13 protein-coding genes are annotated in these 13260 nt (G+C 61.2%); 4 read left to right on the top strand and 9 right to left on the bottom strand.

All coding sequences use genetic code 11. From position 1 onward, the window contains the following. Positions 1-30 precede the first annotated feature (30 nt). From AC06G5_RS09620 to AC06G5_RS09645, 6 genes are all read right to left on the bottom strand, one after another. Positions 31-792, bottom strand: coding sequence for a transporter substrate-binding domain-containing protein (locus tag AC06G5_RS09620; protein ID WP_480459874.1), 762 nt, complete (start codon positions 790-792; stop codon positions 31-33). A 118-nt stretch (positions 793-910) separates the two neighbouring features. Next, entirely contained in the window at positions 911-1834 is a 924-nt protein-coding gene (gene copD / locus AC06G5_RS09625) for a copper homeostasis membrane protein CopD (protein WP_413705328.1), read from the bottom strand. A gap of 3 nt (positions 1835-1837) precedes the next feature. Then, a complete protein-coding gene (gene copC / locus AC06G5_RS09630) occupies positions 1838-2221 on the bottom strand; it encodes a copper homeostasis periplasmic binding protein CopC (RefSeq protein WP_480459323.1) in 384 nt (127 codons plus the stop codon). Between the two features lie 52 nt (positions 2222-2273). Continuing rightward, the gene (locus tag AC06G5_RS09635) at positions 2274-3161 is read right to left on the bottom strand and encodes a copper resistance protein B (protein ID WP_480459324.1); all 888 of its coding nucleotides are present in this window, start codon (positions 3159-3161) and stop codon (positions 2274-2276) included. A gap of 10 nt (positions 3162-3171) precedes the next feature. After that, on the bottom strand, positions 3172-4878 hold the full coding sequence (locus tag AC06G5_RS09640) for a copper resistance system multicopper oxidase (protein WP_480459325.1): 1707 nt from the start codon (positions 4876-4878) through the stop codon (positions 3172-3174). Positions 4879-4986: 108 nt separating this feature from the next. Beyond that, positions 4987-5688, bottom strand: a complete 702-nt coding sequence (locus AC06G5_RS09645; protein ID WP_413421523.1) for a murein L,D-transpeptidase catalytic domain family protein — start codon at positions 5686-5688, stop codon at positions 4987-4989. An 81-nt stretch (positions 5689-5769) separates the two neighbouring features. On the opposite strand from AC06G5_RS09645, the gene AC06G5_RS09650 reads away from it, so the two are divergent. Further along, entirely contained in the window at positions 5770-7521 is a 1752-nt protein-coding gene (locus AC06G5_RS09650; RefSeq protein WP_480459326.1) for a L,D-transpeptidase family protein, read from the top strand. 219 nt (positions 7522-7740) lie between these two features. Here the strand turns inward: AC06G5_RS09650 and AC06G5_RS09655 are convergent, their stop codons facing one another. Further along, on the bottom strand, positions 7741-8208 hold the full coding sequence (locus AC06G5_RS09655; RefSeq protein WP_413421526.1) for a hypothetical protein: 468 nt from the start codon (positions 8206-8208) through the stop codon (positions 7741-7743). A 207-nt stretch (positions 8209-8415) separates the two neighbouring features. On the opposite strand from AC06G5_RS09655, the gene AC06G5_RS09660 reads away from it, so the two are divergent. Both AC06G5_RS09660 and AC06G5_RS09665 read left to right on the top strand, forming a co-directional pair. After that, the gene (locus AC06G5_RS09660) at positions 8416-9987 is read left to right on the top strand and encodes a sensor domain-containing diguanylate cyclase (RefSeq protein WP_413421528.1); all 1572 of its coding nucleotides are present in this window, start codon (positions 8416-8418) and stop codon (positions 9985-9987) included. Positions 9988-10099: 112 nt separating this feature from the next. Continuing rightward, positions 10100-11506 carry a DUF1254 domain-containing protein gene (locus tag AC06G5_RS09665; RefSeq protein ID WP_413421530.1) on the top strand — a complete coding sequence of 469 codons (1407 nt, stop codon included), beginning with the start codon at positions 10100-10102 and terminating at the stop codon, positions 11504-11506. A gap of 35 nt (positions 11507-11541) precedes the next feature. Here AC06G5_RS09665 and AC06G5_RS09670 read toward each other — a convergent pair whose 3' ends face one another. Further along, entirely contained in the window at positions 11542-11874 is a 333-nt protein-coding gene (locus tag AC06G5_RS09670; RefSeq protein WP_480459327.1) for a hypothetical protein, read from the bottom strand. Between the two features lie 189 nt (positions 11875-12063). On the opposite strand from AC06G5_RS09670, the gene AC06G5_RS09675 reads away from it, so the two are divergent. Next, positions 12064-12894 carry an arylamine N-acetyltransferase family protein gene (locus AC06G5_RS09675; RefSeq protein WP_480459328.1) on the top strand — a complete coding sequence of 277 codons (831 nt, stop codon included), beginning with the start codon at positions 12064-12066 and terminating at the stop codon, positions 12892-12894. Positions 12895-12954: 60 nt separating this feature from the next. Here the strand turns inward: AC06G5_RS09675 and AC06G5_RS09680 are convergent, their stop codons facing one another. After that, entirely contained in the window at positions 12955-13260 is a 306-nt protein-coding gene (locus tag AC06G5_RS09680) for a BrnA antitoxin family protein (protein ID WP_413421536.1), read from the bottom strand.

The following is a 13260-nucleotide window of genomic DNA, read 5'->3' on the forward strand; positions in this document are numbered from 1 at the left end:
GCCCTTTTTTGTGCGGGAAACAACGATCGGTTATTTCGCGCCGGGCACGGCCAGCCACTGCCGCAGAATCTTCTGGTAGTTGCCCGTAGCCTTGGCCAGGTGCAGCCACTGGTCGACGTACTGTTTCCAGGTGATGTCGTCCCGGGGCAGCAGGTAGGCTTTTTCGCCGTATTGCATGTAGTGCGTCGGGTTGACTGCGCACAGACCCGGTTTGAGCTTCTGCTGATACAGCGCCTCCGATGCATCGGTGATCATCACGTCGGCTTTTTTATCCAGCAGTTGCTGAAAAATGCTGATGTTGTCGCGAAGCTGCAATTGCGCCAGGGGCAGGTAGGCGTGGACGAACGCCTCGTTGGTGCCGCCGGCAGGTTCGACCAGGCGAACCGAGGGCTGGTTGATCTGGTCGACGGTCTGGTACAGCGCCTGGTCTTCGCAGCGCACCAGCGGGATTTTGCCATCGACGTCCAGGGCGGTGCTGAAGAAGGCTTTTTTCTGCCGTTCCAGGGTGACCGAGATGCCGCCCATGGCGATGTCGCACTTGCCGGCGAGCAAGTCGGGCATCAGGGTTTTCCAGGTGGTGGGCACCCACTCGACCTTGACGCCCAGGCTTTCGGCCAGGGTGCGGGCCATGGCGATGTCGATGCCGGAATACTCGCCGTTCTCGGCTTTGAAGGTGTAGGGCTTGTAGTCGCCGGTGGTGCAAACGCGCAGTTGTCCCTGTTGCATGACGCTGTCCAGATGCGAAGGTTCTGCCTGGGCGCCAAGGGAGAGTGCGAGCAGGCCGCCGAGCATCATTGCTCTTGTGCTGTTTTTCATTGTTATCGGGCTTTTGTGCTGGTGTGGGGTTGAAGCGGGGGAGTGTAGTGAATCTTTCACCGGTGTGAAAAATCAACGTCCCCCTGAAGATTGCTCATTCCCCTTCCGGGCTCAATGTCCCCAACCATGCCACCAACCCCACAATCAATACCGCAGCAGCCATCTCGACTACCACGCTGCGCCGAAGGGCAAGGGCCGCCACGCGATATTGGCCCTCTCGCAACGACCGCTCCAGCAGGGGCCCAAGATGAAAGCGGTTCAATGCCGCCAGCACCAGCATCCCGGCAAACAGCAGCACTTTGATCGCCAGCAAAATTCCGTAGTGGCCGAATAAAACCTCATCGAGTTTCGGTCCTACGATGAACAGGTAGTTCACCACGCCCGTCACGGTGATGATCACAACGATCAAGGCACCAACAAGTTCAAATCGCCTGACTGCGCGAGCCAGCAAGCGAATGTTTGCTGGCGATTGCAGGGCGCGAGTTTTAGCCATCAGGGCAAACGCCAGCAACGCCCCGAGCCAGGCGCCCGCCGCCAACAGGTGCAGGATGTCCGCTGCAAAGTGCCAGAAACGGCGACCGCCTTCGTCCATGGCGCCATGCCCGCTCCAGGCCAGGCTGGCAAGGGCGATGCCGCCGGCAGTGGCGGCGATCACCAGGCTGATGCCGGGTGCGCGCGGGTTGAGCATCAAGGCCAATCCCGCGACCGTCAATGCAATCATCCGCACGGCCCAGGCCAATCCGACGTCTGTTTCCAGCAGCATCATCTCGATGTGAGGGCGCAACTCGGCAATGTCTGATTCGCCGCTCATGGCGCGGACCATCAGTACCATGCCAGCGAAGGACAGCAGCGCGCCGAGCCCGGCTGTTCCCGTCAACAATCGGCGAAACGGCAGCACCGTCCCGGATAGCCGTTCCTGTCCTTTAAAGCTGAAAAGCCCGAACAACGCCACGCCAAACAACAGCATCAAATCCACATACAACACAAACCGCAGCACGACGTTGGCCGATTCGCTCATCGATCATTTCACTTTGAACGTGACGTTGCCGGTGATCGGGTGGGTGTCCGACGACACCGCGCGCCATTCGACCTTGTAAGTGCCGGCAGTCAAGGGTGCTGTCGGCATGATGAACATGGTCTTCGGATCACCGCCGCCGCTGACTTTGGCCTTGACCGGCATCGGGGCGTGGGCCATGCCGGACATTTCGGTCATCAGCAGTTTTGCGCCGGAAAACTGAGTGACGAGGTTTTCGGAAAAGTGCAGTTCGATCTTGTCGGGTGACGCACCTTCGACGCCTTCCGCCGGAGTGGAGGAGAGCAGTTTGGGATGCGCTTGAGCGAGGGTGCTCATGAGCAGGCCAGTGATCAGCGCGATGGCGACGGTGGTGGGTTTGATGAGGCGCATGCAAGGTCCTTTACCGCTTGAAGCGGTTGTTGTTGGTTTGAGGTGAATCTGTTCAGAACCACAGCCGAATGCCGAGCACCAGGCGTGCTTCGCTGCGGTCCTCGCCTTCGTCGTTGGCAAAGTCGGCGGTGTTGCCGTAGGTGCGGTCCCAGGTGACGCCGAGGTAGGGTGCGATTTCCCGGCGGATTTCGTAGCGCAGGCGCAGGCCGGCTTCTGTGTTGGACAGCCCCGCGCCGATGCCCCGTTGCGGATCGTTTTTACCGTAGGCGTTGAGTTCGACGGTCGGCTGCAGGATCAGCCGATTGGTCAGCAGGATGTCGTAGTCGCCCTCCAGCCGCACGGCGCTCTGGCCGCCTTCGCCAATGAAGGCTGTGGCTTCGGCTTCGAAGTTGTACAGCGCCATGCCTTGCACGCCGAGCGCGGCCCAGGTTTGCGGGGCGCCGGGCTTGAAGTCCTGGCGCACGCCGCTGACGACGTCCCACCAGGGGGAAATGGCGTGGCCCCACAGGGCCTGGATTTCCGCGTCTTCGGTCACGCCGTTGCTGCGTTCGCCTTCGGAGCGCAGCCACAGGCGATCAATGTCACCGCCGACCCAACCGGACAAATCCCAGGCCAGGGTGCTGCCATCATCGGCGTCCTGCCATTCCAGTTTGTCGGCGAGGAAAAACGAATTGAGCGTGTTGTCATGTACGTGGTGACCGGCGGGATCGGCATACACCGCAGCGCGATCGGCATCGGTCAGCCGCGGAATCGGCGTGCGACTTTCACTGGGCGCGGCGGGCTGCATCTGGCCTTCGTCCATGCTTTGCATCTGGCTGTGATCCATGCCTTGCATCTGGCCGTGGTCCATCTGGCTGTGATCCATGCCTTGCATGTCATCGCTGGCGGCCATCGCCGTCGAGGTCGCGAGGGCGAAAAAAAACGGGGTGAATCGAATCATGGGGTGCGCCTCATTCTTCCACGCGAACTTCACGGAACATGCCCATTTCCATGTGGTACAGGAGATGGCAGTGATAGGCCCAGCGGCCGAGCGCATCGGCAGTGACCCGATAGCTGCGCCGGGAACCCGGTGGCATGTCGATGGTGTGTTTGCGCACCATGAACTGGCCGTTCTCGTCCTCGAGGTCGCTCCACATTCCATGCAGGTGGATGGGGTGCATCATCATCGTGTCGTTGACCAGCACGATCCGCAGTCGCTCGCCGTACTTGAGGCGCAGCGGCTGTGCATCGGAGAACTTCACGCCGTTGAACGACCAGGCGAATTTTTCCATGTGCCCGGTCAGGTGCAGTTCCAGGGTGCGGCCGGGCTCGCGGCCGTCGGGGTCGTCGAAGGTGCTGCGCAGGTCGGAATAGGTGAGGACGCGACGACCGTTGTTGCGCAGGCCCATGCCGGGGTCGTCGAGTTTCGGCGAGGTGGACATGGCTTGCATGTCCACCAGCGGGTTGTCGCTTTCCGAGGCAGGGTGGGCCTGCATGCCGGGCATGTCGCCCATGGCCATGGTGCTGTGATCCATGCCCGCCATGCTGCCGTGGTCCATGCCGCCCATGCCCATGTCATCCATGGTCACCAGGGGGCGCGGGTCCAGTGGTGGCAGCGGCGCAACCTGTCCGGTCTTCACCGCCAGGGTGCCCCGTGCGTAGCCGGTGCGATCCATCGCCTGGGCGAACAGGGTGTAGGCCGCTTCGGTCGGTTCGACGATGACGTCGAAGGTTTCCGCCACGGCAATGCGAAACTCGTCGACGCTCACCGGTTTGACGTGCAGGCCATCGGCGGCGACCACGGTCATTTTCAGGCCGGGGATGCGCACGTCGAAGTAGGTCATGGCCGAGCCGTTGATGAAGCGCAGCCGCAGCTTTTCCCCCGGGCGGAACACTCCGGTCCAGTTCGTGTCCGGTGCCTGGCCGTTCAACAGGTAGGTGTAAGTGGCGCCGCCGACGTCCGCCAGGTCAGTGGGGTTCATCTTCATCCCGGCCCACATTTTGCGATCGGCGACGGTCGGCCCCCAGCCTTTTTCGCTGACGTCGTGGATGAAGTCGCCCACGGTGCGTTTGTTGAAGTTGTAGTAATCGGACTGTTTTTTCAGGGTCTTCATCAGGCCGACCGGGTCTTCGTCGGTCCAGTCGCTGAGCATCACCACGTAGTCGCGGTCGTACTGGAATGGCTCCGGGTCCTTGGCGTCGATCACCAGCGGACCGTAGACGCCGGATTGCTCCTGAAGCCCCGAATGGCTGTGATACCAGTAGGTGCCGTTCTGCCGCACGATGAACTGGTAGACGTACAGGCCGCCCGGCTCGATGCCCTTGAAGCTCAGCCCCGGCACGCCGTCCATGTTGGCTGGCAGCAGGATGCCGTGCCAGTGAATCGACGTGCTGTCCTTGAGCTTGTTGCGCACCCGCAGCGTCACCGTATCGCCTTCGCGCCAGCGCAACAGCGGGCCGGGAATGCCGCCGTTGATGGTCATCGCGGTGCGTGGCTGCCCGGTGAAGTTGACCGGGGATTCGCCGATGAACAGGTCGAAATCGTTACCGGCCAACACCTGTGGTTCGCCGGGACTGTTGAGCGCCCAGACCGGCGTGCGCCATAACCCGAGGCCGCCGAAGAGCCCGCCGATGGCCAGCCCTTTGACGAAGGTGCGTCTTGAAGTGTGGGAGTGCATGCCGTGTGTTCCGCCCGTCAGCCTGTTGAACTTGTCGACGAGGCTAGCGGGCGGTGCCTTTCAGCAGGCTGAGGCGGGGATTACAGTTTTGACAGGTGGGGGCGTTGCTTACTGGCGTGAAGTGGACTTTTCCCTTGAGGCCACAGTGTCGCTGCCGCAGTTGATGTAGGAAGACGATTTCAACCAGCGCTGGTCCGGGTAGTAGGAAAACAACAACTGCCCGTCCTTCATCGAATCGATCAGCCGATGGGCAATCGCCGGTCTCACGGCCGGGCAACCCAGGCTGCGGCCAATCCGCCCGTTGGCGCGGGCCAGCACCGGGCTGACATAGGGCGCGCCGTGGATGACGATGGCCCGGTCATAGGCGTTATCGTTGAAGCCGGGCTCCAGGCCTTCCATGCGCAGCGAGTAACCGTTCTGGCCGAGGTAGCTCTCTTGTGTGCGGAACAGGCCGAGGCTGGTGGCGTGGCTTTCGTTGCGGTTGGAGAACAGCGTGGCCATGTTTTCGCCGCTGTTGCGGCCATGGGCGACCAGTTCGTGAAACAGCAACTTGCGTCGTTTAAGGTCGAATACCCACAGGCGTTGTTCGGTCGAGGGCAGGGAATAATCGATCACTGCCAGCCTTTGGGCTGGGGCGATACCCTGGGCGCGGCTGCATTGAGTGGCGCGAACGGCCAGGGCAATCACTTTGGCGTCGGCGCCTGGCGCTGCTTTGACCAGCGCGTTTTCAAGCGAATCGGCGTAGGCTGACGTTACTGAAAGGCACGTCAGTAAAATGGCAAATAAAAGGCCAAAGCGGTTTAGCGCCATAGTCGGGTCTCATCATGATAATTTCGAGTCTAGCAGCGAGCGGAAAGTTGGCCGCTTGAAACGGGGGATTAAGGATTATCCATGGTGCAGTTAACAAGGTCATTCGTCATAAGCCGCATATTTTTTATGGGCTTTCTGATCAGCGGTGCGGCGATTGGGCAAACTTCGCCGATTGAGCCGGTATCTGCGGCGAGCAGCACAATCGATGCCGCGGCCCCCGACGACGCGGTCGGCCAGGCGATTCAGGCGACGCTGGAACCGCTGCGTTCGGCCTTTCCGCCGTTGCTCACGTCCAGGCGCCATCAGCGTGTGGATGTCAGCCGGGTGGTGCTGGATTTCTATATGCATCGCAACTATCGCGCGGCGTGGACGGACGACCGTGATGTGGCCCAGTTACTCAAGAGCCTCGAAGACACCCGGATCGACGGCCTGAATCCGGCGGATTTCCGCATCTCCGAACTCGCCCAGGCCCATCAATCGCTGATGGCCGCCGCGCCTTCCACGGCGCAACGGGCGATGTTCGACATGGCGGCCACCCGCACGTTCATCACCGCACTGCTGCAACTGCGACGGGGCAAGGTCGATCCGTCGCGGCTGGACATTCACTGGAACTTCGACCCAGCCGGCGGCGCCCGCGAGGACATGAACAACCTGTTCGCCGCCCTCGATACCCATGACGTGGCACGCGCATTCGCCGAGGCGCCTCCTCAGGAAGAGATTTACCGCAACTTGCGTGAAGGCCTGGCCCGGTTGCGCCAGGTCCGTGATGCGGGCGGCTGGCCGAAAGTCACCGAAGGGCAATCGCTCAAGCCCGGCATGGACGGGGTGGCTGTCGCCCAATTGCGTGCGCGCCTGGTGGCGGGCGGTTACCTGAACCCGCACCTGTCGAAAAAAACCGGTTACGACGACAAGGTCGTTGCCGCGGTGAAGAAATACCAGGCCGAGCAATACCTGGGAGCCGATGGCGTGGCGGGGGCGGCGACGCTGGCGGCGCTGAACGTGCCGGTCGAGGCGCGGATCGATCAGGTGCGGGTCAACATGGAGCGTGCCCGCTGGCTGTTGTACAAGCTTCAGGGCACGTTCGTGATCGTTGATATCGCCGGATACAAGGTGGCGATGTACCGCGACGGCCTGCCGATCTGGCGTTCGCGGGTGCAAGTCGGTAAACCGGTGCGCAGTACGCCGGTGTTCCAGGCCGAAATCACCTACGTCACGTTCAACCCGACCTGGACCGTGCCGCCGACCATCCTCAAGCAGGATGTGATTCCGAAAGTCCAGAACGATCCGGGTTATCTGGCGGCCAACCGGATTCGCGTGTTCGATCGCGAAGGCAATGAGCTCGATCCGTCGAGCGTTGACTGGAGTAACCCGCGAGGCATCCACCTGCGTCAGGATGCCGGGCCTGACAGCTCGCTGGGGCAGGTGGTGATCCGCTTCCCCAACGACTATGCGATTTACCTGCATGACACGCCGCACCGCGAACTGTTTGCGAAAACGGTTCGGGCCACCAGTTCAGGCTGCATCCGCGTGGAAAACCCGTTGCAACTGGTCGAGTTGTTGTTCAACGACCCGGTGCGCTGGAACAGCGCCGGCATTCAGAAGCAGTTGGCCAATGGCAGGACCGAGAACATCGTGCTACCGGTGAAAGTGCCGGTGCTGTTGGCCTATTGGACCGTGGACCTGAGCGTTGACGGGCGGGTGACATTCAAGCCCGACATTTATGATTACGATGCCAGGGTGTTGCAGGGCTTGAGTCAGCCTGTGAAGTTGCCGGCCCTGGACTTGCGTCGTGCAGAGATACCGCTGATGGTGACAGGGCAGAACAAGCTATAACGGAAGACTGGAAACGGGCGCCTATGGAGCGTAATGCTGAAAACGGGCGGCTATGGGCTAATGCTGAAAACGGACGCCCATGGGCTAATACTGTAGGAGCGAGCTTGCTCGCGATGGACTCGAGAGCGCTGCGTTTAGTCAGTAAGCACGCGTCATCGTTAACGACCATCGCGAGCAAGCTCGCTCCTACAGGTATTACCAGGCCGTTCGGCAAACTCCCTAAAGCGCCAATCCTTGCTGCACCACTGCCAGCAGATCGGTTTCCGTCAGCGCCACCGCGTCCAGCTGCGCTGTGGCCTGTTCGATCGTTTGTAGCCACCAGTGTGTTTCACCGCGTTCGTCCACGGTGCGCAACAGGGCGAACTCGTTGGTTTGTGAGTGAATTTCGATCCGTCCCTCGCCATCGGCTGTGAAGCGCGCAACCGGGTCAAAGGTAAGGCTGTGGGCGTTTCCGGAGATTACCAGCTGGTCGATGGCATAGCGGTAAGTGCCCCGGGTCGGGCAAATCTCGATCACATGGGTGGGGTTGCGCCGCAGGACCAGGCCAACTTCGGTCAAGGGCTGCAGCCAGCCCTCTATCCGGTGATACAGTTCGTAGACTTGGCCCGGCCAGGTATCGATCGCCTGATCCGCGCCGGCAAGCCGTGTTTGTTTCAATTTTGCCGCGAGCTCGTCTGCCTTGCTCATGTCGATTCCCTGTATTGATGTCATTCTAATCGTAGCTCGTTGGCGCGCAGGCAGTGCTGCCCTGGGTCATGTTTGCAGCACCACCGGGCAAGTGTAACCACCGGGCAAGTGATCGCCCATTTGTCATGGATAACCCCGTAAACTAGGCCCCAAGAAGACTGAGGGCTTTGGGTCGTTGCCCATGCCTTGCCCCGACAGGATGAACTTTTGCCCACACGCTTTAACGACCCGGACCACGCCCCAGGCGTCGCATTGAAACGTCTGCCGCTGCGCAAGGCCGCGGTACTGTTCATTGCCACGGTGTGCCTGTGCCTGTGCGGTTTGCTCTACCTGCAACTGGAACAGTCCCGTCGCCATGACCTGAGCCTGGCGCAAGTGGCGTCTTCGAACCTGACGCGGGCCATGGCGCAGCAAGCCGAAGACACCTTCATGAAGGCCGACCTGGTGCTGACCAGCCTGGTGGACTGGATTCAAGTCGACGGTTTCGGCCCGGATCAACTGCCGCGCTTGCAGCAGACCTTCGCCCGGCGAGTGCTGGCCCTGGATCAACTGCACGGCATCCTGCTGTTCGACCAGAAGGGCCAGTGGGTGGTGACCTCGTTTGAAAACCTGCCCCGGGGGCCCGGCGTCGCGGATCGCGAGTACTTCAAGTATCACCAGCAGAACGTATCGTCGGTGGCGCATATCGGCCCGGCTATCCGCAGTCGGGAAAACGGTGAGTGGATCATTCCGATTTCCAAACGGGTCAACGACAGGAACGGCCATTTCCAGGGCGTATTGCTGGCCGGCATCAAGATGTCGTACTTCGACCAGTTCTTCAAAAGCTTCAGCCTCGACGACAACGGCTCGATGTTTCTCGGCTTGACCGATGGCACGCTATTGGCGCGTCGACCTTTTGTAGAGGCGCAGATCGGCACGTCGCTGGCCCAGAGCGAGATTTTCCAGAAGTCGCTGCCACTGGCCACCTCCGGCAATGCGACGTTCACGTCCATCATCGATGGTGTGACACGGATGTACGGTTACCGACAGCTGGAGGCGTATCCGCTGGTGGTCACCGCCGCGTCGTCCACCGATTCCATTCTCGCGGGCTGGTATGACACGGCGTTTCGCTCCAGTCTCATCGTTGCCCTGGTGTTAGTGGGCGTGGGGTTGTTCGGTTGGGTGTTCATTCATCAGGTGCGTGTGGGCGAGCGGGTCGAGTCGGATTTGCGCAGGGCCCAGGAAGCGCTGGAACTGATCGCCACCCACGACAGCCTGACCGGGCTGGCCAACCGCCGCTTGTTCGAGCGGGCGCTGGACGTCGAGTTCGGGCGCGGCGCCCGGCAGGCGAGCCCCTTGAGCCTGATCATGCTCGATATCGATTACTTCAAGCGCTACAACGACACCTACGGCCACGTGGTGGGGGATCACTGCCTGGCCGAAGTGGCACGCGCGCTGAAGAGTTGCTGCCACCGCAAGGCCGATCTGGCGGTGCGTTACGGCGGTGAAGAGTTTGCGGTGCTGCTGCCCGACACCGACATCCACGGCGCCATGACGATTGCCGAGCAGATCCGCCGCAGCGTCATCGACAAGAGCATCAGTCACACCGGCTCGCCCAACGGTTACGTGACGGTCAGCCTGGGTTGCTATTCGTTCGTGCCGTCGGGGCGTGACAGCATGAACGTGTTTGTCGAGCGGGCGGATGCGGCGTTGTATCAAGCCAAGCATTCGGGGCGAAACCGTGTGGCAACGTTGTCGATGGCCGGCGGTGTCGAGGCGTTGATGCGTTCCGATCGCTGAAGTGTTCCTCCTGCCGGTTGTCCGTCTCTCGGGCCTGGCGGAATTGATCGTCTAGAGTTTCGTAAGTTCTGTCGAATCCGGCAGACTCCCCTTCGTACGGACGATCGCCAACATGTTGATACCTCAAACATTGACAGCCGTTGCTTTGACCGTCGCAGCGGCTGCCATTTTCCCGCTGGCCAGCCACGCGCAATCGAAAATCACCGCCGAAGAAGCTCATGCGATCGGCGTGGATGCCTACATCTATTTTTACCCGCTGTTGAGCATGGACATTACCCGCAAGCAATTCACCAACATCGAGCCGGGCAAGGAGTTCGGCAAAGGCCCGATGAACATGTTTGTTAGTGTGCCGCAGTACCCGCCTGCCGAATTCAAAGGGGTGGTGCGCTCTAACTTCGACACACTGTATTCGATTGCCTGGCTGGACTTGACCAACGAACCGCTGGTGATCGCCGCGCCGGATACCGAAGGGCGTTTCTACCTGTTGCCGATGCTCGATATGTGGACGGATGTGTTCGCTTCGCCGGGCTGGCGCACCACGGGCACCGAGGCCGGGCAATTCCTGGTGACGCCGCCGGGGTGGTCCGGCACCGTGCCCGCCGGGATGAATCACCTGCCGGCGCCAACCCCGTTTGTCTGGGTCATCGGCCGTACCAAGACGGACGGTGCGGCGGATTACGCGGCGGTGCACAAGATCCAGGCTGGCTACACGGTGACGCCGTTGTCCCGGTTGGGTAAGGAGCCTGAAGCCGTCACCGTGAAAATCGACCCGGCGGTGGACATGAAGACGCCGCCGAAGATTCAGGTCGACTCCATGTCGGCTGCCAACTACTTCACCTACGCTGCCGACCTGCTGAAGGTGAACCCGCCGCACAGCACCGACCAGCCCATGCTGTCGCAGATCAAGCGTCTTGGAATCGAAGCTGGCAAGCCGTTCGACATGGACGCGCTGGATCCGCAAATCCAGGCCGCGCTACAAACGGTGCCCCAGGATGCGCAGGCGCTGATGACCTGGAAAGTGCCGACCCTGGCGCGGGAGGTCAATGGCTGGTCGATGAACACCGACACCATGGGCGTCTATGGCAACTACTACCTCAAGCGCGCCATCGTTACGCAGGTGGGACTCGGTGCCAACCTGCCCGAGGACGCGATTTATCCGTTGAACATCGGCGACAGCAACGGCAAGCCGCTCGACGGAGCAAACAAATACGTGCTGCATTTCAACAAGGGTGAGACGCCGCCGGTGAACGCCTTCTGGTCGATCACCCTGTATGACCCGGAAGGCTTCCAGATCGCCAATTCACTCAATCGTTTTGCGGTCAGTAGCTGGATGCCGTTCAAGGGCAACGCCGATGGCTCGCTGGACCTCTATTTCCAGAACGAAAGCCCCGGCAAGGATCTTGAGGCCAACTGGCTGCCGGCGCCCAAGGGGCCGTTCAACCTGACCATGCGCTTGTACGGCCCGAAAGCCGAGGCGCTGAATGGCAAATGGAACCCGCCGGCGGTCCAGCCGATGTAGACCGCAGACGACAAGAAGCAGCCAACGACTGCCTGTCATTGGCTGCTTTTGCCTGTCCAGCTGCCCGTCCCGCCACCGGCGCCACCGGTTCCGCCGCCGGGGGCGCCGGTGCCACCGCCCGCGCCACTGCCCGGACCATTGACGCCGGTGGTGCCGATTGACGAGCTGGAGCCTTGACCGCGGCTGTAGTCGCCCGAAGGGGCGCTGGGCCTTTTGTTGTCTGGCAGCATGGTTGAGTTGCGGGTTGCGCCCGATGTCGTGTTGGTCGTGCCAGCGCCAGCGCCATCGCCGGACGCCGCAAACGCAGCCAGGGGCGTTGCCGACAACAATCCCGCCAAGAGCAGCGAAGTCATTCTGATGTTCATCATGGTCGTCTCCTGGGATGAGTCGTTACCTGATGTTGGTGCGAAGGGGGCGCAGTTGGATTCGCACAAGCCGCGTTGAGTTTTTCATGCCGGGTGATTGGCTAAATCAATTGTCGGCGGCAGTGCCTGATCCCGTATACATAGCGGCCACTGGCGGAGCAATCCGCCGCTTGCGTGCAAAAGGATTGAACGATGAGCGAGCCACGCCTGACTGACCGTGCTTTGTATCTGCAACGCCTGGGCTTCGATGCGCCCCCGGCACCGACCCTGGACACCTTGCGCCAACTGCAACTGCGCCATACCGGCGCTTTTCCGTTTGAAAACCTCACCACATTATCCGGCGAACCGGTGCTGATCGACTTGCCGTCCATCGAACAGAAGGTCTTGCACGATGGTCGTGGCGGCTACTGCTACGAACTCAACAATCTGTTCCTGGTCTTGCTTCAATCGTTGGGTTTCGACGCCCGTGCCATCAGTGGCCGGGTGGTGATGGGCCAGCCGGAGGGGGCCTGGACTGCCCGGACCCATCGCCTGAGCCTGGTCATCATCGACGACGTACGCTACATCACCGACGTCGGCTTCGGTGGCATGGTGCCGACCGCGCCACTGTTGCTCGATTCCCGCGCCGAACAACTCACTCCTCACGAGCCGTATCGCATCGACCTGCACGTCGACGGCTTTACCCTGCGCGCCAATGTTGCGGGTGAATGGCGAGCGATGTACATCTTCGACCTGCAACGCCAGGAAGACATCGATTTTGCCGTGGGCAACTGGTACGTCTCGACCCACCCTGAGTCGACTTTCGCCAAACAACTGATGGTGGCGCGCACCGGGGAGGGGTGGCGCCGTACGCTCAATAACGGCAGCTTCGCGATTCACCGGATTGGCCATGACAGCGAGCGGCGAGAGGTGACGGATGTGCAGGAATTGATTGGCTTGCTGGACAGCGAGTTCGGCATTCGCGTACCGGAACAGGCGCAGTTGGTGCGGACCCTGGAACGCTTGATCGCAGCGCCGCAATAGCGGGCCGATCGAATACGTCACATCGCCAAGGGCTGATCCGATCGATCAGCCCTTTACGTTTCAGGGCCGAACTCCCGGCTCCATCACCCGCTGAATTTCACTCAAGGCCTCTGCCAGTTTCTGCTCCAGGCCCTTGAGTTCGGCAGGGGTGATTGTTGGTTTTAGCTGTGCAGGCTTGGCTTCGTTGAGCAGGGCTCGGCGCAACGTATTGTTGATCGCCGTCTGGTAGCCGTACCCCTCGTTTTCTGCCAGTGCCCGGGCGGCTTCGATGACGGCGTCATCGAGCATGATGGTAATGCGGGTCTTGCCTTTGGCGGGCGCCACGGCCCCGCGTTTGGCGTTACTGAAATCGTATTGGTCTTTCAT

This window comes from Pseudomonas sp. WT-JTC (assembly GCF_056711565.1).